At 66.0% G+C, this 19,568-nt stretch carries 30 protein-coding genes; all 30 read right to left on the reverse strand.

Annotated features, from left to right (window positions below):
- Window positions 1-214: 214 nt before the first annotated feature.
- The gene (locus tag ABT294_RS06180) at window positions 215-505 is read right to left on the reverse strand and encodes a hypothetical protein (RefSeq protein WP_350803916.1); all 291 of its coding nucleotides are present in this window, start codon (window positions 503-505) and stop codon (window positions 215-217) included.
- 219 nt (window positions 506-724) lie between these two features.
- Entirely contained in the window at window positions 725-1,153 is a 429-nt protein-coding gene (locus tag ABT294_RS06185; RefSeq protein WP_350803917.1) for a DUF1707 SHOCT-like domain-containing protein, read from the reverse strand.
- Window positions 1,154-1,168: 15 nt separating this feature from the next.
- Window positions 1,169-1,978, reverse strand: coding sequence for a type I methionyl aminopeptidase (gene map, locus ABT294_RS06190; RefSeq protein ID WP_350803918.1), 810 nt, complete (start codon window positions 1,976-1,978; stop codon window positions 1,169-1,171).
- A 112-nt stretch (window positions 1,979-2,090) separates the two neighbouring features.
- Window positions 2,091-2,741 carry an adenylate kinase gene (locus ABT294_RS06195; RefSeq protein ID WP_350803920.1) on the reverse strand — a complete coding sequence of 217 codons (651 nt, stop codon included), beginning with the start codon at window positions 2,739-2,741 and terminating at the stop codon, window positions 2,091-2,093.
- Window positions 2,741-4,051, reverse strand: a complete 1,311-nt coding sequence (gene secY, locus ABT294_RS06200; RefSeq protein WP_350803921.1) for a preprotein translocase subunit SecY — start codon at window positions 4,049-4,051, stop codon at window positions 2,741-2,743. The genes ABT294_RS06195 and secY overlap by 1 nt, the downstream gene beginning before the upstream one ends.
- Window positions 4,052-4,219: 168 nt before the next feature.
- On the reverse strand, window positions 4,220-4,675 hold the full coding sequence (gene rplO / locus ABT294_RS06205; RefSeq protein WP_350803922.1) for a 50S ribosomal protein L15: 456 nt from the start codon (window positions 4,673-4,675) through the stop codon (window positions 4,220-4,222).
- Between the two features lie 2 nt (window positions 4,676-4,677).
- Window positions 4,678-4,860 carry a 50S ribosomal protein L30 gene (rpmD, locus tag ABT294_RS06210; RefSeq protein WP_080043226.1) on the reverse strand — a complete coding sequence of 61 codons (183 nt, stop codon included), beginning with the start codon at window positions 4,858-4,860 and terminating at the stop codon, window positions 4,678-4,680.
- 2 nt (window positions 4,861-4,862) lie between these two features.
- Entirely contained in the window at window positions 4,863-5,492 is a 630-nt protein-coding gene (gene rpsE / locus ABT294_RS06215; protein WP_049572667.1) for a 30S ribosomal protein S5, read from the reverse strand.
- Window positions 5,493-5,517: 25 nt separating this feature from the next.
- Window positions 5,518-5,901: a 50S ribosomal protein L18 gene (rplR, locus tag ABT294_RS06220; RefSeq protein ID WP_350803923.1), complete on the reverse strand. Its 384-nt coding sequence runs from the start codon at window positions 5,899-5,901 to the stop codon at window positions 5,518-5,520.
- A gap of 2 nt (window positions 5,902-5,903) precedes the next feature.
- Window positions 5,904-6,446: a 50S ribosomal protein L6 gene (gene rplF, locus ABT294_RS06225; protein ID WP_350803925.1), complete on the reverse strand. Its 543-nt coding sequence runs from the start codon at window positions 6,444-6,446 to the stop codon at window positions 5,904-5,906.
- Between the two features lie 16 nt (window positions 6,447-6,462).
- A complete protein-coding gene (rpsH, locus tag ABT294_RS06230) occupies window positions 6,463-6,861 on the reverse strand; it encodes a 30S ribosomal protein S8 (protein ID WP_090930448.1) in 399 nt (132 codons plus the stop codon).
- A gap of 185 nt (window positions 6,862-7,046) precedes the next feature.
- Entirely contained in the window at window positions 7,047-7,232 is a 186-nt protein-coding gene (locus ABT294_RS06235; RefSeq protein ID WP_350803927.1) for a type Z 30S ribosomal protein S14, read from the reverse strand.
- Between the two features lies 1 nt (window position 7,233).
- Entirely contained in the window at window positions 7,234-7,809 is a 576-nt protein-coding gene (gene rplE / locus ABT294_RS06240; protein WP_350803928.1) for a 50S ribosomal protein L5, read from the reverse strand.
- A complete protein-coding gene (gene rplX, locus ABT294_RS06245; protein WP_350803975.1) occupies window positions 7,809-8,096 on the reverse strand; it encodes a 50S ribosomal protein L24 in 288 nt (95 codons plus the stop codon). The genes rplE and rplX overlap by 1 nt, the downstream gene beginning before the upstream one ends.
- Window positions 8,097-8,104: 8 nt before the next feature.
- A complete protein-coding gene (rplN, locus tag ABT294_RS06250; RefSeq protein WP_026214151.1) occupies window positions 8,105-8,476 on the reverse strand; it encodes a 50S ribosomal protein L14 in 372 nt (123 codons plus the stop codon).
- A 189-nt stretch (window positions 8,477-8,665) separates the two neighbouring features.
- Window positions 8,666-8,950, reverse strand: coding sequence for a 30S ribosomal protein S17 (gene rpsQ, locus ABT294_RS06255; protein ID WP_350803929.1), 285 nt, complete (start codon window positions 8,948-8,950; stop codon window positions 8,666-8,668).
- Window positions 8,943-9,179 (reverse strand): 50S ribosomal protein L29, encoded by a 237-nt coding sequence (rpmC, locus tag ABT294_RS06260; RefSeq protein ID WP_138694754.1) that lies wholly within the window; start codon window positions 9,177-9,179, stop codon window positions 8,943-8,945. Before rpmC ends, rpsQ begins: the two co-directional genes overlap by 8 nt.
- Window positions 9,179-9,598 (reverse strand): 50S ribosomal protein L16, encoded by a 420-nt coding sequence (gene rplP, locus ABT294_RS06265; protein WP_049572692.1) that lies wholly within the window; start codon window positions 9,596-9,598, stop codon window positions 9,179-9,181. Before rplP ends, rpmC begins: the two co-directional genes overlap by 1 nt.
- A 2-nt stretch (window positions 9,599-9,600) precedes the next feature.
- Window positions 9,601-10,443, reverse strand: coding sequence for a 30S ribosomal protein S3 (rpsC, locus tag ABT294_RS06270; protein WP_350803930.1), 843 nt, complete (start codon window positions 10,441-10,443; stop codon window positions 9,601-9,603).
- Window positions 10,443-10,796, reverse strand: coding sequence for a 50S ribosomal protein L22 (gene rplV, locus ABT294_RS06275; RefSeq protein WP_350803932.1), 354 nt, complete (start codon window positions 10,794-10,796; stop codon window positions 10,443-10,445). Before rplV ends, rpsC begins: the two co-directional genes overlap by 1 nt.
- A 28-nt stretch (window positions 10,797-10,824) precedes the next feature.
- On the reverse strand, window positions 10,825-11,103 hold the full coding sequence (gene rpsS, locus ABT294_RS06280; RefSeq protein ID WP_049572698.1) for a 30S ribosomal protein S19: 279 nt from the start codon (window positions 11,101-11,103) through the stop codon (window positions 10,825-10,827).
- Window positions 11,104-11,114: 11 nt separating this feature from the next.
- On the reverse strand, window positions 11,115-11,951 hold the full coding sequence (gene rplB / locus ABT294_RS06285; protein WP_080043237.1) for a 50S ribosomal protein L2: 837 nt from the start codon (window positions 11,949-11,951) through the stop codon (window positions 11,115-11,117).
- Window positions 11,952-12,057: 106 nt separating this feature from the next.
- Entirely contained in the window at window positions 12,058-12,360 is a 303-nt protein-coding gene (gene rplW, locus ABT294_RS06290; RefSeq protein WP_111180891.1) for a 50S ribosomal protein L23, read from the reverse strand.
- On the reverse strand, window positions 12,360-13,022 hold the full coding sequence (gene rplD / locus ABT294_RS06295; protein ID WP_350803933.1) for a 50S ribosomal protein L4: 663 nt from the start codon (window positions 13,020-13,022) through the stop codon (window positions 12,360-12,362). Before rplD ends, rplW begins: the two co-directional genes overlap by 1 nt.
- Window positions 13,019-13,672, reverse strand: coding sequence for a 50S ribosomal protein L3 (gene rplC / locus ABT294_RS06300; RefSeq protein WP_350803935.1), 654 nt, complete (start codon window positions 13,670-13,672; stop codon window positions 13,019-13,021). Before rplC ends, rplD begins: the two co-directional genes overlap by 4 nt.
- 14 nt (window positions 13,673-13,686) lie before the next feature.
- The gene (gene rpsJ, locus ABT294_RS06305; RefSeq protein WP_012887830.1) at window positions 13,687-13,995 is read right to left on the reverse strand and encodes a 30S ribosomal protein S10; all 309 of its coding nucleotides are present in this window, start codon (window positions 13,993-13,995) and stop codon (window positions 13,687-13,689) included.
- Between the two features lie 274 nt (window positions 13,996-14,269).
- A complete protein-coding gene (gene tuf, locus ABT294_RS06310; protein ID WP_350803936.1) occupies window positions 14,270-15,463 on the reverse strand; it encodes an elongation factor Tu in 1,194 nt (397 codons plus the stop codon).
- Between the two features lie 163 nt (window positions 15,464-15,626).
- Complete coding sequence (gene fusA, locus ABT294_RS06315) at window positions 15,627-17,675, reverse strand: elongation factor G (RefSeq protein ID WP_502911972.1); 2,049 nt, start codon at window positions 17,673-17,675, stop codon at window positions 15,627-15,629.
- 90 nt (window positions 17,676-17,765) lie between these two features.
- Window positions 17,766-18,236 carry a 30S ribosomal protein S7 gene (rpsG, locus tag ABT294_RS06320; protein ID WP_020542314.1) on the reverse strand — a complete coding sequence of 157 codons (471 nt, stop codon included), beginning with the start codon at window positions 18,234-18,236 and terminating at the stop codon, window positions 17,766-17,768.
- 2 nt (window positions 18,237-18,238) lie between these two features.
- On the reverse strand, window positions 18,239-18,613 hold the full coding sequence (rpsL, locus tag ABT294_RS06325; RefSeq protein ID WP_043623420.1) for a 30S ribosomal protein S12: 375 nt from the start codon (window positions 18,611-18,613) through the stop codon (window positions 18,239-18,241).
- Window positions 18,614-19,568 lie beyond the last annotated feature (955 nt).

Consider the following 19,568-nt stretch of genomic DNA (forward strand, 5'->3'; position numbering starts at 1 on the left):
GCCACACCAGCGGAATCGGCCGCCCCACCCGCAGGAGGCCCGCAGGAGGCCCGCAGGAACAACGTAAGGCCCACCGGAGCCAACCGGTGGGCCTTACGAGCGGAAGCAAGGAGTGGCCGCCAACTCGCTGAGAGGGACGTCATCCCAGCCACCCGACTGCCTGACGCCACTCACCTTCACCGTGCCGCGGACACTCGTTGAGGCGCCGCGCTGACTAGTAGATGCGGTACACCTTGCCGCAGAAGGTGCTGGCGCTGCCCCAGCAGGTGTAGGTGTAGACCTTGGTGATCCCCCGCCCCGACCAGCTCTCGCTGTGCGTCCCGTCCCACTTGCGGGAGAACGTGTGCCAGCCGCCGTTCGAGTAGTACTTGAACCACACGTACCCGAGCCTCGGGGTCGACTCCTTGCCGTGCCACTTCGTGTAGACCTTGCCGTGCGACGCGTACGTGGAGCCGAACGTGTAGGCCTTGTGGTTGCTGGAGTAGAACTTGCCCCAGTTGTGCACCGTGCTCGCCTGAGACGCGCTCGACGCGTTGGCGGGGGTGGGGGCGACGGCCAGGCCAGGCCAGTGGCGATGGCGCCGGTGAGGGCGGCGGCCGCAAGGAGCTTACGCATGTCGTTTCCTCCGGGAGAGTGGTGCTTTCGACACCACTCACGCTAGGAAGAATCGTTCATCCCTTCTGCGGAGAAATACACACAGTGCACTCCTCCACACAGCGGCAGTTCACCGCTGCTTGCCGGGCGCGTTCCCGAAGATCGTGCTCATCACCAGCACCACGCCCCACGGCCCCATCACCCAGAGCGGCCAGGGGTAGATCAGGTGACTGCTCGCGATACTGGTGATCAACCAGATCACCCAGTTGATGGAGCTCACCGCGGCCCAGGCTCCCCAGGCCGCGCGAATGCCGGGATGCATGCCGGCTCTCGGCGCGGGCGTGGGGGCGACCTTGGCGGGCCTGGCGCGCAGGTCCACGTCGGGCAGGTCGGCGGTGAGCTTGGCCAGTTCGCCGTAGGTCTTGCTCTTGTAGAGCTGCTCCAGCCGCTCGTTGAACTCGTCCATGGTGATGCGGCCGTCGGCGGTGTGCTCGCGGAGTATGGCGGCCACCCGGTCGCGGTCGACGTCGGAGGCACGCATCTCGGGGCTCTGCGCCATACCCACCACTCCCGGCTAGTTCTGCAGTTGGGCGAGGCGCTCTTTGCCCCCGTCGAGGGCGGTTAGCACCCAAGGACCATTATGTGTCACCGCGACGCTGTGCTCGAAGTGTGCGGACGGCTTGCCGTCGACGGTGACGACCGTCCAGTCGTCGGCCAGCACGCGGGTGCGCTCGGTGCCGAGGTTGACCATCGGCTCGATCGCCAGGCACATCCCGACCTCCAGCGCGGGCCCCCTCCCTGGCTTGCCCTGGTTGGCGATCCACGGGTCCATGTGCATCTCGGTGCCGATGCCGTGCCCGCCGTACTCAGGCGGGATGCCGAAGCGTCCCTGCGACTTGACGTACCGCTCCACCTCGTGGCCGATGTCGGACAGGTGGCGGCCGGCGCTGAGCGCGGCGATCCCGCGCCACATGGCCTCCTCGGTGATCCGCATCAGCTCGGTCAGCTTCGGATCCACCTCGCCGACGGGCACCGTGACGGCCGAGTCGCCGTGCCAGCCGTCGAGGATGGCGCCGCAGTCGATCGAGATGATGTCGCCCTCGCGGAGCTTGCGGGCGTTCGTCGGGATCCCGTGCACGACCTCGTGATTGACCGACGCGCAGATCGACGCGGGAAAGCCCTGGTATCCCTTGAAGGACGGGATCGCGCCCTCGTCCCTGATCGCCTTCTCGGCGATCACGTCGAGGTCGAGCGGCGTCATGCCGGGCTCCACTGAGCGCGCGAGCAGGTCGAGCGTACGCCCGACCACCAGACCCGCCGCGCGCATCTTCTCGAGCTGCTCCGGCGACTTGATCTGGATTCCGTGTCGGTTCTTCTTGAACATTCTTTCGGCACCCCCCGGGGTTTGAACGGGCCGACGTGGGAGCCCAATTCCCCCACAATAGCCGCGAGGTGGCACGGAATTCCGTGCCACCTCCGCAGTACGTCGGCAGAAACTATCCCATGTAGGGGCGAATCGCCTCCATGGCGCGCGCGGTGACCTCCTCGACCGGGCCGGTCGCGTCGACGCCCACCAGGATGCCCTCGTCGGCGTAGTACGAGACCAGCGGCGCGGTCTGCTCCTGGTAGACCTCCAGGCGGTGCCTGACGGTCTCCTCCTTGTCGTCGTCACGCTGGAACAGCGTGCCGCCGCAGGCGTCGCACCGGTCGTCCTGCTTGTCGTCGAACTCCACGTGCCAGATGCGCCCGCACTGGCTGCAGGTACGCCGCCCCGCGAGCCGCCTGACCACCTCGTCGTCGTCGACGACCAACTCGAGGACCAGGTCGAGAGACTGGCCCCACTCGTTGAGCATCTTCTTGAGAATCTCGGCCTGCGGCACGTTTCTCGGGAAGCCGTCGAGCAGGAAACCGTCCTGCGCGTCCTCCTCCGAGAGACGGTCACGAACCATCGCGATCGTGACCTCGTCAGGCACTAGGTCGCCGCGGTCCATGTAGGTCTTGGCGAGCTTGCCGAGTTCCGTGCCGCCAGAGACGTTGGCACGGAAGATGTCACCTGTCGAGATCTTCGGGATGGACAGGTTCGACGCGATGTACTGGGCTTGTGTCCCCTTACCCGCTCCGGGGGGCCCGACGAGAACGAGACGCACTACCGCAGGAAACCTTCGTAGTTGCGCTGCTGCAGCTGGCTCTCGATCTGCTTCACCGTATCAAGGCCGACGCCAACCATGATCAGAATGCTCGTCCCTCCGAACGGGAAGTTCTGGCTCGCACCGGACACCGCCAACGCGACGATCGGGATCATGGCGATCAGACCCAGATAGAGCGCGCCAGGCGCGGTCAGACGGGTGAGCACGAAGTTCAGGTATTCAGCCGTCGGCCGGCCCGGTCGGATGCCCGGAATGAACCCACCGTACTTCTTCATGTTGTCAGCGACTTCAGCGGGGTTGAACGTGATGGACACGTAGAAGTACGTGAAGAACACGATCAGGAGGAAGAACGTGCCCATGTAGATGGGCGTGTCACCCTTGACGAGGTGCTGCGAGATCCACTGCACGACCGCGTTCGGGTTCTCGGCGTTCGCGAACAGCGAGGTCAGCAGCTGCGGCAGGTAGAGCAACGAGGACGCGAAGATGACCGGGATGATGCCGGCCTGGTTGACCTTGAGCGGGATGTAGGTGGACGTGCCGCCGTACATCCGGCGCCCGACCATCCGCTTGGCGTACTGGACGGGAATGCGCCGCTGCGCCTGCTCGACGAAGACGACCGCGGCGATCATGAAGACGCCGACGACCATGACGACCGCGAAGGTGAACTTGTTCGCGGAGAAGATGTTGGCCAGCTCGGACGGGAAGACCGCGACGACCTGGGTGAAGATCAGGATGGACATACCGTTGCCGACACCACGGTCGGTGATCAGCTCGCCCAGCCACATGATCACGGACGTGCCGGCCGTCATGATGACGACCATCGTGATGATCATGAAGACGTTGTCGGGGTCGAGCAGAACGTCCCGGTCGCAGCCCTGGAAGAGCTGACCAGAGCGCGCGAGCGCGATGAACGCCGTCGACTGGAGGATGCCGAGACCGATCGTCAGATAACGCGTATACTGCGTGATCTTGGTCTGCCCGGCCTGGCCCTCCTTCTTGAGCGCCTCAAGCCTGGGAATGACCACGACGAGCAGCTGCAAAATGATGCTCGCGGTGATGTACGGCATAATGCCCAGCGCGAATACCGACAGCTTCAGGAGCGCGCCGCCGCTGAACAGCTGCACCATCCCGTAGATGTTGCCGTTTTGGCCGTTGCGGACCTGATCGAAACAGGCCGCGATGTTCTGGACGTGGACGCCCGGGGTCGGAAGTACCGAACCCAGCCGGAACAGCGCGATGATGCCCAGCGTGAAGAGCAACTTCTTGCGCAGGTCCGGTGTCCGGAACGCCCGGGTAAACGCGGTCAGCACGGTCCCTCCTGCGCGCCTATGAGGCGATGTGAGTATGCGATGGTGCGGGGATCTGCCATCTGAAGTATCAGGTCATACGAGCCGGACAGATGCCTGCCGTCTCGCGAACTCTAACGCACTACGGGCGTGGGGGCCCATTGTCGGAGCCCCCACGCCTCGTAATACCTCTTACAGCTCGGTAACGGAGCCACCGGCCGCGGCGATCTTCTCCTTCGCGGCGGACGAGAAGGCGTGCACCTTCACGTCGACCGCGACGGAGATCTCACCGGTGCCCAGCACCTTGACGAGCTGGTTCTTGCGAACAGCACCCTTGGCAACCAGCGCCTCGACGGTGACCTCGCCACCCTCGGGGAACAGCTCGCTGATCCGGTCGAGGTTGACGACCTGGTAGGTCGTCTTGAACAGCGCGTTGGAGAAGCCCTTGAGCTTCGGCAGACGCCTCTGCAGCGGCACCTGGCCACCCTCGAAGCCGAGGGGAACCGTGGTACGGGCGCGGCTGCCCTTGGTGCCGCGACCGGCCGTCTTGCCCTTGGACGCCTCGCCGCGACCCTTGCGGATCTTGGCCTTGTTGGCGCCGGGGGCCGGACGCAGGTCGTGAATCTTGAGCGGAGCCTTGTCAGTCATGACTAGTCGACCTCTTCCACCTCGACGAGGTGCGTCACCACGGAGACCATCCCGCGAATCTCGGGCCGGTCCTCCTTGACGACGACGTCGCCGATTCGCTTCAGGCCAAGCGAACGCAGCGAGTCACGCTGGTTCTGCTTGCCACCGATCTTCGAGCGAACCTGAGTGATCTTCAGGCGTGCCATGACTAGCTCACCGCCTTGGCGGCCGCCGCTTCGGCGATGCCTTCGCGCTGAGCCTTCAGCATCCGGGCCGGAGCGACGTCCTCGATCGGCAGGCCACGGCGGGCGGCGATCTCCTCGGGCCGGGACAGGCCCTTCAGAGCGGCCACCGTGGCGTGCACGATGTTGATCGGGTTGTCGGAGCCGAGCGACTTCGACAGCACGTCGTGGATGCCGGCGCACTCCAGGACCGCGCGCACCGGGCCGCCGGCGATGACGCCGGTACCGGCCGAGGCCGGACGCAGGAAGACGACACCGGCCGCCTCCTCGCCCTGCACCGTGTGCGGGATGGTGCCCTGGATGCGAGGCACCTTGAAGAAGTGCTTCTTCGCCTCTTCGACACCCTTGGCGATGGCCGCGGGGACTTCCTTGGCCTTGCCATAGCCGACGCCGACCAGGCCGTTGCCGTCACCGACGACAACCAGGGCGGTGAAGCTGAAGCGACGACCACCCTTCACGACCTTGGCCACTCGGTTGATCTTCACTACGCGCTCGATGTACGAGACGCCCTTGTCGGCGGCGCCACCGCGGCGATCGTCACGACGGTCCCGCCGCTCGCCACCGGTGCCGCCACCGCGACGCGGAGCTGCAGCCATCAGTGGTTCCTCATCTCAGTAGCCATTAGAACTCGAGCCCGCCTTCGCGGGCGCTGTCCGCCAGGGCGGCGATGCGCCCGGCGTAGCGGTTGCCACCACGGTCGAAGACGACAGCGGTGATCCCGGCATCCTTGGCCCGCTGAGCGAGGAGCTCGCCGACCTTCTTGGCCTTCTCGGTCTTGTCCGCCTCCAGCGTGCGCAGCGAGGCGTCCATGGTGGACGCGCTCACCAGCGTGTGGCCGACCGTGTCGTCCACGATCTGCACGAACAGGTGACGGGTCGAACGGTTGACGACCAGGCGCGGACGCGCGGCCGTGCCGACGACGTTCTTGCGGACGCGGCGGTGACGGCGGGCCCGCGAGAGCGTGCGGGCAGCCGTGTGCTTGCTGAACGCAGTCTTCGGAGCCATGCCTACTTACCAGCCTTTCCGACCTTGCGGCGGATCTGTTCGCCCTGGTAGCGAACGCCCTTGCCCTTGTACGGGTCGGGCTTGCGCAACTTGCGGATGTTGGCCGCGACCTCGCCGACCTTCTGCTTGTCGATGCCGTCGACGTGGAACAGGGTCGGCTTCTCGACGCGGAAGGAGACGCCCTCAGGAGCGTCGACGATGACCGGGTGGCTGAAGCCCAGCGAGAACTCCAGCTGCGTCGGCCCCTTGGCCTGGACGCGGTAACCGACGCCGACGATCTCCAGGGTCTTGGAGTACCCCTGAGTGACGCCCTGCACCATGTTGGCGATCAGCGTCCGGGACAGGCCGTGCAGCGCACGGACCTTGTTCTCGTCGTTGGGCCGGGTGACGGCGATGGCGCCGTCGTCGTCACGAGCCACGGCGATGGGCTCGGCGACCTTGTGAGAAAGCGTGCCCTTCGGGCCCTTGACCTGGACATCCCGGCCGGTGATCGTGATGTCTACGCCACTGGGCACAGGGATGGGCAGCCGTCCGATTCTCGACATGCTGTGTTCCTCCCCTCTACCAGACGTAGGCGAGGACTTCCCCGCCCACACCACGCTTGCCGGCCTGCTTGTCGGTCATGAGACCGGCGGACGTCGAGATGATCGCGACGCCCAGCCCGCCCAGGACTCGAGGCAGGTTGTCCTTCTTCGCATAAACCCGCAGACCGGGCTTGGAAACCCGGCGCAGGCCCGCGAGCGAACGCTCACGGGTTGGCCCGAACTTGAGCTCCACCACGAGGTTCTTTCCAACCTTGGCGTCCTCGACGGTCCAAGCCTGGATGTAACCCTCCTGCTGGAGGATCTCGGCGATGTGCGCCTTGATCTTCGAGTACGGCATCGACACGCTGTCGTGGTACGCCGAGTTCGCATTACGCAGACGCGTGAGCATGTCTGCGATCGGGTCGGTCATCGTCATGGCCAGTGGCCTTCCTCGCCGCGGTTTCACATCCAGCGAAGCCCAGTGCCTCAGCACTGCTCTGCCGGTGGACCTTCGGCGCGGTCATCGGGACTCTCGTCGAGAGCCCCTGGGTTTGACATTTCTATCGATATGTACGGCTCGCAGCCACCTAGGGGGCGACAAGTGGCCGCCCCCTAGGGTAACTACCAGCTGGACTTGGTGATGCCAGGCAGCTCGCCCCGGTGCGCCATCTCGCGGAAGCACACGCGGCACAGGCCGAACTTCCTGTAGACGGCGCGCGGGCGCCCGCAGCGCGAGCAGCGGGTGTACGCGCGAACCTCGAACTTGGGCTTGCGCGCTGCCTTGGCGATCAGCGACTTCTTCGCCATGTCAGGCCTCCTTGAACGGGAAGCCGAGGAGCTTCAGCAGCGCCCGGCCCTGGTCGTCGTTCTTCGCGGTGGTCACGAGAGTGATGTCCATGCCCCGCGGCCGGTCGACCTTGTCCTGGTCGACCTCGTGGAACATGACCTGCTCGGTCAGACCGAACGTGTAGTTGCCGTTGCCGTCGAACTGCTTCGGCGACAGACCGCGGAAGTCGCGGATACGGGGCAGCGCCAGCGACAGCAGCCTGTCGAGGAACTCCCACATCCGGTCGCCGCGAAGCGTGACGTGCGCGCCGATCGGCATGCCCTCACGCAGCTTGAACTGCGCGATGGACTTGCGGGCCCGGACGACGGCCGGCTTCTGACCGGTGATCACGGTGAGGTCGCGGACGGCACCCTCGATGAGCTTGGAGTCGCGGGCCGCCTCGCCGACACCCATGTTGACCTTGATCTTCACCAGGCCAGGGGTCTGCATGACGTTCTCGATGCCGAAGTCCTCGCGAAGCTTGGCCGCGATCTCCTCGCGGTACTTCGTCTTGAGGCGCGGCGTCGGGCGCTCGGTCTCGGTGGTCGTGGCAGTCATCAGCTGTCCTCACCCGTCTCGTCGGCCTTGTCGGCCTTCTTGTCGGCGGGCTTGTCGTCCTTGAGCTTCTTCACGTTGCTCACGTGGATGGGGGCCTCCATGGTCTGCACGCCGCCCGTCTTGGCGCCACGCGGACCCTGGTTGGTCTCCTTGGAGTGCTTCTTGATCATGTTGACGCCCTCGACCACCACGCGGTCCTCCCGCGGGTAGGCAGCGATCACATGACCCTTGGCACCCTTGTCCTTGCCGGCGATGACCTGGACGAGGTCACCCTTCTTCACATGCAGCTTCGGCATTACAACACCTCCGGGGCGAGCGAGATGATGCGCATGAACTTCTTGTCGCGCAGCTCGCGGCCCACCGGGCCGAAGATACGAGTGCCGCGAGGGTCGCCGCTGTCCTTGATGATGACGGCGGCGTTCTCGTCAAAGCGGATGTAGGAGCCGTCAGGCCGGCGGCGCTCCTTGACCGTGCGGACGATGACGGCCTTGACCACGTCGCCCTTCTTGACGCCCGTGCTGCCGGGCAGGGCGTCCTTGACAGTGGCGACGATGACGTCGCCGATACCGGCGTAGCGTCGGCCCGAGCCACCGAGAACGCGGATGCAGAGAATCTCCTTGGCACCCGTGTTGTCGGCGACCTTGAGCCGCGACTCCTGCTGGATCACGTTAGCTCCTGTTAGTCGCGCCGGTTCTCATCGCTGAGCCTGGCGGAACCCGTCGTTGTCTTGTTCCTCCGGCCACAGCTCCGCGTGGAGCCGCACCGCAGGCGACGGGCGAGCGGAGGCTCGCCCGTCCTTGGACGCCGTCGTGGGGGTGTCTCCACCCCCACGAGGCGCGGTATATCCGAGAGAGCCTTACTTGGCCTTCTCGAGGATCTCCACGACCCTCCACCGCTTGGTGGCGGAGAGGGGGCGGGTCTCCATCAGCAGCACGCGGTCGCCGACGCCGCAGGCGTTGCCCTCGTCGTGCGCCTTGTACTTGGTCGTACGGCGGATGACCTTGCCGTACAGACGGTGCTTGACGCGGTCCTCGACGGCGACGACGACGGTCTTGTCCATCTTGTCGCTGACGACCAGGCCCTCGCGGACCTTGCGGAAGTTCCGCGCGTCGGTGGTCTCAGTGGTCTCGGTCTCAGCCATCGCTCGTCTCCTTCTCGACCGTGACGATGCCGAGCTCCCGCTCGCGCATCACGGTGTAGATACGGGCGATCTCGCGGCGGACGGCGCGCAGCCGCCCGTGGCTCTCCAACTGACCGGTCGCTGACTGGAAGCGGAGGTTGAACAGCTCCTCCTTGGCTTCCTTGAGCTTCTGGACCAGGGTGTCCTGGTCCTCCACCCGCAGCTCGCCGGCGGTCAGGCCCTTAGCCATCACGCCTCACCAACTTCACGCTTAACGATCTTGCACTTCATGGGGAGCTTGTGGATCGCGCGAGTGAGTGCCTCACGGGCAATCGGCTCGGCGACGCCGGAAAGCTCGAACATGACGCGCCCCGGCTTGACGTTCGCGATCCACCACTCGGGCGAACCCTTACCGGAGCCCATGCGGGTCTCGGCCGGCTTCTTGGTCAGCGGGCGGTCAGGGTAGATGTTGATCCACACCTTTCCACCACGCTTGATGTGACGGGTCATCGCAATACGAGCCGACTCGATCTGGCGGTTGGTCACGTAGGAGTGCTCAATCGCCTGGATGCCGAACTCGCCGAACACGACCCTGGTGCCGCCCTTGGCGGCACCACTGCGGTCGGGCCGGTGCTGCTTGCGGTGCTTGACCCTGCGCGGGATCAGCATGGTCAGCTCCCTTCAGCACCCGGCTGCGCAGCCGGGCCGGTCTCGGGGGCGGCCTGTGCGGCTGCCTCAGTGCGGGGGGCGCGGTCCGAGCGGCCGCCACCGCGACGGGCGCCACCGGCGCCACCGCGACGGGGACGGTCGCCGCCACCGCGACGGTCGTCGCGCTCGCGACGCTGGCCGGCGCGAGCACCGGCGGCGGCCGCCTCGCGCTCGGCGCGGCTGGTCGGAGCCTCGCCCTTGTAGATCCAGACCTTCACGCCGATGCGGCCGAAGGTGGTGCGGGCCTCGTAGAAGCCGTAGTCGATGTCAGCGCGGAGCGTGTGCAGCGGCACGCGACCCTCGCGGTAGAACTCCGACCTCGACATCTCGGCGCCGCCAAGACGACCCGAGCACTGAACCCGGATGCCCTTGGCGCCGCTCTTCATGGCCGACTGCATCGCCTTGCGCATGGCGCGACGGAACGAGACACGGCTGGAGAGCTGCTCGGCGACGCCCTGCGCGACGAGCTGGGCGTCGATCTCGGGGTTCTTCACCTCGAGGATGTTGAGCTGGACCTGCTTCTTGGTCAGCTTCTCCAGGTCACCGCGGATGCGGTCGGCCTCCGCCCCGCGACGGCCGATGACGATGCCCGGACGCGCGGTGTGGATGTCGACCTGGACGCGGTCGGTCGTGCGCTCGATCTCGACCTTGGAGATGCCGGCCCGCTCCATGCCCTTCTGCAGCATGCGGCGGATCGACACGTCCTCGGCGACGTACGACTTGTACAGCTTGTCGGCGTACCACCGGCTCTTGAAGTCGGTCGTGATGCCGAGGCGGAACCCGTGCGGGTTAACCTTCTGGCCCACTATCGGGTCCTTCCCTTCGGCTCGCGGGACTCCACGATCACAGTGATGTGGCTCGTCCGCTTGTTGATCCGATAGGCACGACCCTGGGCACGCGGACGGAACCGCTTCAGCGTCGGGCCCTCATCGACCCACGCGCGGCTCACGACGAGCGACTGAGGGTCGAGATCGAAATTGTGCTCTGCGTTCGCCATGGCGCTGGAGAGCACCTTGTAGATCGGCTCGCTCGCCGACTGGGGAGCGAACTGCAGCACGGCCTGCGCCTCCGAAGCGGGCAGCCCGCGAATAAGGTCCACCACGCGGCGGGCCTTCTGGGGCGTGACGCGGACGAACCGCGCCTGAGCCCTGGCTTCCATCGCTTACTCCTCTTACTTCTGAAGGCCGTTATCGCCGGCTGCGGCGGTCTTCCTTGACGTGGCTGCGGAACGTCCGCGTCGGGGCGAACTCTCCGAGCTTGTGACCGATCATCGACTCGGTGACGAACACCGGGACGTGCTTGCGGCCGTCGTGAACGGCGATCGTGTGCCCCAGCATGTCGGGAACGATCATGGAGCGCCGCGACCACGTCTTGATGACGTTTTTGGTGCCCTTCTCGTTCTGGACGTCGACCTTCTTCTGAAGGTGCTCGTCCACGAAGGGACCCTTCTTAAGGCTACGTGGCATTTCGGCTGCTCCTACCGCTTCTTCCTCTTGCTGCGACGACGGATGATCAACCGGTCGCTGGCCTTGTTGGCCTGGCGGGTACGGCCCTCGGGCTTGCCCTTCGGGTTCACCGGGTGGCGACCACCGGAGGTCTTGCCCTCACCACCACCGTGCGGGTGGTCGACCGGGTTCATCGCGACACCGCGGACGGTCGGGCGCTTGCCCTTCCACCTCATACGGCCGGCCTTGCCCCAGTTGATGTTGGCCTGCTCGGCGTTGCCGACCTGGCCCACCGTCGCCCGGCAGCGCACGTCGACCATGCGCATCTCACCGGACGGCATACGCAGCGTGGCGTACTGGCCTTCCTTCGCGAGCAGCTGGATCTGAGCGCCCGCGGAACGGCCGAGCTTGGCGCCGCCGCCCGGACGGAGCTCCACCGCGTGGATGAAGGTACCGGTCGGGATGTTGCGCAGCGGCAGGCAGTTGCCCGGCTTGATGTCGGCCGCAGGGCCGTTCTCGATACGGTCGCCCTGCTTGAGGCCCGTCGGCGCGATGATGTAGCGCTTCTCGCCGTCGGCGTAGTGCAGCAGAGCGATGTTGGCAGTGCGGTTCGGGTCGTACTCGATGTGAGCGACCTTCGCCGGGATGCCGTCCTTGTCATGCCTACGGAAGTCGATGATCCGGTAGGCGCGCTTGTGACCGCCGCCCTGGTGGCGAGCGGTGACCCGGCCGTGTACGTTGCGGCCGCCCTTGCTGTGAAGGGGCGCAAGCAGCGACTTCTCGGGCGTGCTGCGGGTGATCTCGGAGAAGTCCGAGACACTCGAACCGCGGCGACCCGGCGTCGTCGGCTTGTACTTACGGATGCCCATCTTTTTCGTTCATCCTTCGTCGGTTACATGGGTGAGCCCGCCGCACAGGAGTGCGGCGGTCTCGGCCCCGCGCAGGCCCTTGCGGGCCCGCTTACTTCTATGGCTGTTAGCCGATCTGACCGAAGATGTCGATCCGATCGCCCTCGACCAGGCTCACGATCGCGCGCTTGGTGTCGGGACGCTTGCCGAAACCGGTACGGGTGCGCTTGCGCTTGCCCTGCCGGTTGATCGTGTTCACGCTGGTGACCTTGACCCCGAAGATCTGCTCAACCGCGATCTTGACCTGGGTCTTGTTCGCGGTCTTCTTCACCAGGAACGTGTACTTGTTGTTCTCATCGATCAGGCCGTAGCTCTTCTCGGAGACGACCGGCTTGATGATGATGTCGCGCGGGTCGGCGATCTTCTCCATCAGGCGTCTTCCTTCTCACTCTGAGCTGCCGCCTGAGCCGACAGCCTCGCCACGACCTGGTCGTACGCCTCCTGGGTGAAGACCACGTCGTCGTAGCAGAGAACGTCGTAGGTGTTGAGCTGCCCGGCGTCCAGCAGGTGGACCTCGGGAGCGTTACGCAGGCTCAGCCAGGTCATCTCGTCGGTCTCGCCGACGACGACGAGCACCGACTTGGCCTGGGTGATCTTGCGCAGGGCGGTGAGCGCCGCCTTGGTCTTCGGCGTCTCGCCGGCGACCAGGCTGCTCACCACGTGCACGCGACCGCCGGACGCCCTGTCGGACAGGGCGCCGCGCAGCGCGGCGGCCTTCATCTTCTTGGGAGTCCGCTGCGAGTAGTCGCGCGGCACCGGGCCGTGGACGACGCCACCGCCGGTGAACTGCGGCGCACGGGTCGAGCCCTGACGGGCGCGGCCGGTGCCCTTCTGGCGGTACGGCTTCTTGCCACCGCCGCTGACCTCACCACGGGTCTTGGCCTTGTGGGTGCCCTGCCGGCGAGCGGCGAGCTGAGCCACGACCACCTGGTGGATCAGAGGAATGTTGACCTTGGCGCCGAAGATGTCTTCGGGCAGGTCGACGGAGCCGGTCTTGGCGCCGCTGGCGTCGAGGACGTCAATGCTGGTCACTTGGCAGCCCCCTTCTTGGCAGCGGTGCGGACGAGGACCAGGCTGCCGTTGGCGCCGGGGATCGCACCCTTGATCAGGATGAGGCCCTTCTCGACGTCGACGGCGTGAACCTTGAGGCTCTGCACCGTGGTGCGGACGTTGCCCATCCGACCAGCCATGCGCAGACCCTTGAAAACGCGGCCCGGGGTGGCGCAGCCACCGATGGAACCCGGCGAGCGGTGCTTGCGCTGCGTACCGTGCGACGCGCCCAGACCACCGAAGCCGTGCCGCTTCATGACACCGGCGAAGCCCTTGCCCTTGCTCTTGCCCGTCACATCGACGAACTGGCCGGCCTCGAAGGTGTCGGCCAGCAGCTCCTGGCCGAGGGTGTAGTCGCTCGCGTCGTTGGTGCGGATCTCCGCAAAGTAACGGCGCGGGGTGATGTCGTGCTTACGCAGGTAGTCGCCGAGCGGCTTGTTGACCTTCCGGGGGTCGACCTGCCCGAAGCCGAGCTGGATGGCGGAGTAGCCGTCCTTGTCGGCGGTGCGGACGCGGGTCACCACACACGGACCGGCCTCGACCACGGTCACCGGAACCATCCGGTTGTCCGCGTCGAAGACCTGGGTCATGCCGAGCTTCTTGCCCAGGACGCCCTTGATCGTCTTAGCCATGTCAGTGCGTTCCCTCAGAGCTTGATCGAAATGTCGACGCCCGCGGGGAGGTCGAGCCGCATGAGCGAGTCGACGGTCTTGGGCGTCGGGTCGATGATGTCAATCAGCCGCTTGTGCGTGCGCATCTCGAAGTGCTCGCGGCTGTCCTTGTACTTGTGCGGCGAGCGGATGACGCAGTACACGTTCTTCTCGGTCGGCAGCGGCACCGGGCCCGCGACCTTCGCGCCAGTCCGCGTCACCGTCTCGACGATCTTCTTGGCCGAGCTATCGATGACCTCGTGGTCATAGGCCTTAAGCCGGATGCGGATCTTCTGTCCCGCCATAGTGGCCTCGGTGTCCTTCGCTGTCGTCTGAAAAAGTATCGTGCGGCCTGTTGCCGCTGTTCATGCAGGTCGAGCCCGCATGACCCCACGTGGCAGACGTATGGCGTCTGCCGTTTCTTCCGTGATCCGGCAGTTACTTCGGTCACGCCGAAGTGACTGCGAGATCACGGCTTTTTCGTGGAGCCCTGTGGGGCCGGAACCGTGCCGGTTCCCGCCCCTCGTGGTTCGGCGGTCGGCCCCCGGTGTGGGGGCCGACCGCCGCCCCGCGGTCGTGCTACTTGATGATCTTCGTGACCCGACCGGCGCCGACGGTGCGGCCACCCTCACGGATCGCGAACTTGAGGCCTTCCTCCATGGCGATGGGCTGGATCAGCTCAACGCGCATTTCGGTGTTGTCGCCCGGCATGACCATCTCGGTGCCCTCAGGGAGGTTCACCACACCGGTCACGTCAGTCGTACGGAAGTAGAACTGCGGACGGTAGTTGTTGAAGAACGGCGTGTGGCGGCCGCCCTCGTCCTTGGACAGGATGTAGACCTGGCCGTTGAACTCGGTGTGCGGGGTGGTCGTGCCCGGCTTGATGATGCACTGGCCGCGCTCGACGTCGTCGCGCTTGATGCCGCGGAGCAGCAGGGCGGCGTTGTCACCCGCGTGACCCTCGTCGAGCATCTTGTTGAACATCTCGATGCTGGTGACGGTGGTGGTGGTCTTCTCCGGCTTGATGCCGATGATGTCGACCTGCTCGTTGATCTTGACGACACCGCGCTCGATACGGCCGGTGACGACCGTACCGCGACCGGTGATCGAGAAGACGTCCTCGACCGGCATGAGGAACGGCTTGTCCGTCTCACGCGGCGGCTCGGGCACGTTCTCGTCGACGGCGTTCATCAGCTCGATGATGCTGTCGGCCCACTTCTCGTCGCCCTCAAGAGCCTTGAGCGCGGAGACGCGGACGACCGGCAGGTCGTCGCCGGGGAACTCCTGAGCGGACAGGAGCTCGCGGACCTCGAGCTCGACGAGCTCCAGGATCTCCTCGTCGTCGACCATGTCGGCCTTGTTCAGGGCCACGACGATGTAGGGAACGCCGACCTGGCGGGCCAGGAGGACGTGCTCCTTCGTCTGCGGCATCGGGCCGTCGGTGGCGGCGACCACGAGGATCGCGCCGTCCATCTGAGCGGCACCGGTGATCATGTTCTTCACGTAGTCGGCGTGACCGGGGCAGTCCACGTGGGCGTAGTGGCGCTTCTCGGTCTGGTACTCGACGTGCGCGATGGAGATCGTAATACCGCGGGCCTTCTCCTCGGGCGCCTTGTCGATCTTGTCGAACGGCGTAGCCTGGTTCAGCTCGGGGAAACGGTCGTGAAGCACCTTGGTGATCGCCGCGGTCAGAGTGGTCTTACCGTGGTCGATATGCCCAATGGTGCCGATGTTCATGTGCGGCTTGTTCCGCTCGAACTTGGCCTTGCCCACTGGTTCTCTCCTTGAGAATCTGACTGACTTTCGTCTGCACACTCGGGCCCGGGTGTTCCCGAACCCCTAAGCGGTGAGGCGGCTCGCACCGCCTCACCAGGGGCCGAGGCCCCTATGGCGGCTGGGCGCCGATCACTCGGCACCCGCCATTGGGGTCCCGGGACTATTCGCCCCGGGCCTTCGCGACGATCTCCTTGGCGATGCCCGGAGGCACCTCCGAGTAGGAGTCGAACTGCATGCTGTAGCTCGCGCGCCCCTGCGTCTTGCTACGCAGGTCGCCCACGTAGCCGAACATCTCAGACAGCGGCACGAGCGCCTGGACGACTCGGGCGCCTGCCCGCTCGTCCATCGCCTGGATCTGTCCGCGACGACCGTTAAGGTCGCCGATGACGTCACCCATGTAGTCCTCGGGCGTGGTGACCTCGACGGCCATCATCGGCTCAAGGAGCACAGCGTCGGCCTTGCGCGCGGCCTCCTTGAAGGCCATCGAGCCGGCAATCTTGAAGGCCATTTCCGAGGAGTCGACGTCGTGCGCGGCACCGTCGGTCAGCGTCACCTTCACGCCCACCATCGGGTAGCCGGCCAGCACGCCGAACTCGGCGGCCTCCTGAGCGCCCGCGTCGACCGACGGGATGTACTCCCTCGGGACACGACCACCCGTGACCTTGTTCTCGAACTCGTAGCCGTCGTTGCCCTCACCGAGCGGCTCGAGGTTGATGATGACCCGCGCGAACTGACCGGAACCACCGGTCTGCTTCTTGTGGGTGTAGTCGATCTTCTCCACCTTGCGGCGGATGGTCTCGCGGTAGGCGACCTGCGGACGGCCGACGTTGGCCTCGACCTTGAACTCGCGCCGCATGCGGTCGACGAGGATCTCCAGGTGAAGCTCGCCCATGCCCCAGATGACGGTCTGGCCGGTCTCCTCGTCGCGACGGACCTGGAAGGACGGGTCCTCCTCGGCCAGGCGCTGGATCGCGGTGGACAGCTTCTCCTGGTCGCCCTTGGTCTTGGGCTCGATGGCGACGTTGATGACCGGAGCCGGGAACGTCATCGACTCGAGCACGACCTGGTTCGACGGGTCGGACAGCGTGTCACCGGTCGTGGTGTCCTTCAGACCCATGACGGCGACGATCTGACCAGCGGTGGCCGTGGGCCGCTCTTCACGCTTGTTGGCGTGCATCTGGTAGATCTTGCCGATCCGCTCCTTCTTGCCCTTCACAGAGTTGATGACCTGTGAACCGGCCTCGAGCGTGCCCGAGTAGATGCGGATATAGGTGATCTTGCCCAGGTGCGGGTCGCTGGCGATCTTGAAGGCCAGCGCGGAGAACGGCTCGCTCGGGTCCGCGTGACGCTCGATCACCTGGTCCTCCTTGCCGACCGCGTGGCCCTTGAAGGCCGGGATGTCGGTCGGGGCGGGGAGGTAGGCGACGATCGCGTCGAGCAGGGGCTGCACGCCCTTGTTCTTGAACGCGGTGCCGCACAGCACGGGGTTGATGGCGCTGCTCACCGTGGCGCGGCGGATGGCCGCGACCAGCTGGTCCTCGGTGGGCTCGACGCCCTCGAGGAAGAGCTCCATCAGCTCGTCGTCGTTCTCGGCGACGGTCTCGATCAGCCGGTCGCGCCACTCGCGCGCCGCCTCGGCGTGGTCGGCCGGGATGTCGACGGTGTCGTACATCTCGCCCTTGGCCGCCTCGGCGCTCCAGATGAGACCCTTCATCCTGATGAGGTCGATGACGCCCTTGAAGTCGGCCTCAACGCCCCACGGAAGCTGGATGACCGCCGGGGTCGCGCCCAGACGGTTGATCATCATGTCGACGCAGCGGTGGAACTCCGCGCCGACGCGGTCCATCTTGTTCACGAAGCAGATGCGGGGTACGTCATAGCGGTCAGCCTGGCGCCACACCGTCTCCGACTGCGGCTCGACACCAGCGACACCGTCGAACACGGCGACCGCGCCGTCGAGGACGCGGAGCGAACGCTCCACCTCGATGGTGAAGTCGACGTGGCCCGGGGTGTCGATGATGTTGATGGTGTGACCGAGCCACTCACAGGTCGTCGCGGCAGACGTGATCGTGATGCCGCGCTCCTGCTCCTGCTCCATCCAGTCCATGGTGGCAGCGCCCTCGTGGACTTCACCGATCTTGTAGTTGATGCCGGTGTAGAACAGGATGCGCTCGGTCGTGGTGGTCTTGCCCGCGTCGATATGGGCCATGATCCCGATGTTTCGGACCTTGGCCAGGTCAAGAGCGGTCGTGGTGGCCACTTCTCTCGCGTCCTCGTCGTCTCGTCGAACCCGCCGGGGTTACCAGCGGTAGTGGGCGAAGGCCTTGTTGGACTCGGCCATCTTGTGGGTGTCCTCGCGCTTCTTCACGCTCGCCCCGAGGCCGTTGCTGGCGTCGAGGAGCTCGTTCATGAGGCGCTCGGTCATGGTCTTCTCGCGGCGGGCGCGGGAGTACTGCACCAGCCAGCGCAGGGCCAGGGTGGTGCTGCGCGCGGCGCGCACCTCAACCGGGACCTGGTAGGTCGCGCCACCGACTCGACGGCTGCGGACCTCGAGGGTCGGCTTGACGTTGTCGAGCGCGCGCTTCAGGGTGACGACCGGGTCGTTGCCCGTCTTCTCCCTGCAGCCCTCGAGGGCGCCGTAGACGATCGACTGCGCGATGGAGCGCTTGCCGTCCAGGAGCACCTTGTTGATCAGAGCGGTGACCAGCGGCGAACTGTAAACCGGGTCAGCCATCAGCTGACGACGGCCAGGAGAACCCTTGCGAGGCATTGTTAGCTCTTCTCCTTCTTCGCGCCGTAACGGCTACGGGCCTGCTTGCGGTTGCGGACACCCTGGGTGTCGAGCGAGCCACGGATGATCTTGTAGCGAACACCCGGCAGGTCCTTCACACGACCGCCACGCACGAGCACGATGGAGTGCTCCTGCAGGTTGTGACCCACACCGGGGATGTAGGCCGTGACCTCGATGCCGTTCGTGAGCCGAACGCGGGCCACCTTGCGCAGTGCCGAGTTGGGCTTCTTCGGAGTCGTGGTGTAAACGCGCTGGCACACACCGCGCCGCTGCGGACTCCCCTTGAGGGCAGGAGTCTTGGTCTTAGCGACCTTGTCCTGCCGGCCCTTGCGGACCAACTGCTGAATAGTGGGCACTGCCACTCCGTTTCGTGCCTGGCCGGTGTTACGTCTGTTTGTTCATTTCGCAGGTTCTGCCGGTGTCATGACCTGCTGGTATTCCTTGCTCCCGCGCCCCCGCGCTCGGGCGTGTCGCGCTCTTCGCACAAACACATCCACGAGGACTACGAGCCAGGAAGCCGTCCCGCGCTCCCGCAATGAGCGCACGGTCGAGAGCCCGCTAGCAACGGGCACGATGCACAAGACTACCCAGGCCCATGCGACACGTCAAAGCAGCGCGACAAAGCGGACAAGCTTTGTCACTCCGCTGGTCACTGAGCCTGCTCGATCCATGCCCGGCTACTGCTCCCGAGACATGATATCCGGCTCGGGGAGCGTTTCGGCGCGCTTCGACAGGACAGCGGACGGGCCGGGCGCCTCCCGCACGCGGCGCAGGCCCGCGTCGGGGCCGACGCCGGGCGAACGTGACTGCGGCAAGGCGCGCCGCGGGTCCATCACATGAACACCCGGCACCGCGCCCTACGCCCCAGTGGACGAACAGAATCCTGTGGACGGACAGGACGCCGTGCAAGGGGAAGTCCTCGCGCGCTGCCACCGAGGATGGCCGACACCCACAACACGTGCACCTGGCGCGCCGGCTCCATGGTGGCGGCACCATCGTTCGTACCCATGACCGTTGCCTCGGCCGCCCGCCCCTCCCCCCGGACGCCGCATACGGGGACATCGAGTCACTGCGCGATCTTGTGCACCACCCTGCACACACCGCCCCCTCCACGGTGTGCCTGACCGGCCCCAGGACCGCCCGATCGGGGACGCCGTTCGCCCGCTCACCGACGCGCAGCGTGCCAGCCACCCCTCAAGCCCGGCCGCCGGTAGAGCAGGGCCACAGCGGCGCGCACAGGGGCGCCGGCAAGGTGCGGAGAACCGGCGCGGCAGCCCAAGCCCGTGATGACGATCCCCACTCCAGCACCGC

This window comes from Nonomuraea sp. NPDC000554 (assembly GCF_040300065.1).
GTDB lineage: Bacteria > Actinomycetota > Actinomycetes > Streptosporangiales > Streptosporangiaceae > Nonomuraea.

Bases quoted from the DNA above. Each gene is read 5' to 3' on its own strand.
- ABT294_RS06185 (WP_350803917.1), bottom strand. From the start codon at position 1,153: ATGGCGCAGAGCCCCGAGATGCGTGCCTCCGACGTCGACCGCGACCGG.
- map (WP_350803918.1), bottom strand. From the start codon at position 1,978: ATGTTCAAGAAGAACCGACACGGAATCCAGATCAAGTCGCCGGAGCAG.
- rplO (WP_350803922.1), bottom strand. From the start codon at position 4,675: ATGACTGACAAGGCTCCGCTCAAGATTCACGACCTGCGTCCGGCCCCC.
- rpmD (WP_080043226.1), bottom strand. From the start codon at position 4,860: ATGGCACGCCTGAAGATCACTCAGGTTCGCTCGAAGATCGGTGGCAAG.
- rpsE (WP_049572667.1), bottom strand. From the start codon at position 5,492: ATGGCTGCAGCTCCGCGTCGCGGTGGCGGCACCGGTGGCGAGCGGCGG.
- rplR (WP_350803923.1), bottom strand. From the start codon at position 5,901: ATGGCTCCGAAGACTGCGTTCAGCAAGCACACGGCTGCCCGCACGCTC.
- rplF (WP_350803925.1), bottom strand. From the start codon at position 6,446: ATGTCGAGAATCGGACGGCTGCCCATCCCTGTGCCCAGTGGCGTAGAC.
- rpsH (WP_090930448.1), bottom strand. From the start codon at position 6,861: ATGACGATGACCGACCCGATCGCAGACATGCTCACGCGTCTGCGTAAT.
- ABT294_RS06235 (WP_350803927.1), bottom strand. From the start codon at position 7,232: ATGGCGAAGAAGTCGCTGATCGCCAAGGCAGCGCGCAAGCCCAAGTTC.
- rplE (WP_350803928.1), bottom strand. From the start codon at position 7,809: ATGACTGCCACGACCACCGAGACCGAGCGCCCGACGCCGCGCCTCAAG.
- rpsQ (WP_350803929.1), bottom strand. From the start codon at position 8,950: ATGGCTGAGACCGAGACCACTGAGACCACCGACGCGCGGAACTTCCGC.
- rpmC (WP_138694754.1), bottom strand. From the start codon at position 9,179: ATGGCTAAGGGCCTGACCGCCGGCGAGCTGCGGGTGGAGGACCAGGAC.
- rplP (WP_049572692.1), bottom strand. From the start codon at position 9,598: ATGCTGATCCCGCGCAGGGTCAAGCACCGCAAGCAGCACCGGCCCGAC.
- rplV (WP_350803932.1), bottom strand. From the start codon at position 10,796: ATGGAAGCCAGGGCTCAGGCGCGGTTCGTCCGCGTCACGCCCCAGAAG.
- rpsS (WP_049572698.1), bottom strand. From the start codon at position 11,103: ATGCCACGTAGCCTTAAGAAGGGTCCCTTCGTGGACGAGCACCTTCAG.
- rplB (WP_080043237.1), bottom strand. From the start codon at position 11,951: ATGGGCATCCGTAAGTACAAGCCGACGACGCCGGGTCGCCGCGGTTCG.
- rplW (WP_111180891.1), bottom strand. From the start codon at position 12,360: ATGGAGAAGATCGCCGACCCGCGCGACATCATCATCAAGCCGGTCGTC.
- rplC (WP_350803935.1), bottom strand. From the start codon at position 13,672: ATGGCTAAGACGATCAAGGGCGTCCTGGGCAAGAAGCTCGGCATGACC.
- rpsJ (WP_012887830.1), bottom strand. From the start codon at position 13,995: ATGGCGGGACAGAAGATCCGCATCCGGCTTAAGGCCTATGACCACGAG.
- fusA (WP_502911972.1), bottom strand. From the start codon at position 17,675: ATGGCCCATATCGACGCGGGCAAGACCACCACGACCGAGCGCATCCTG.
- rpsG (WP_020542314.1), bottom strand. From the start codon at position 18,236: ATGCCTCGCAAGGGTTCTCCTGGCCGTCGTCAGCTGATGGCTGACCCG.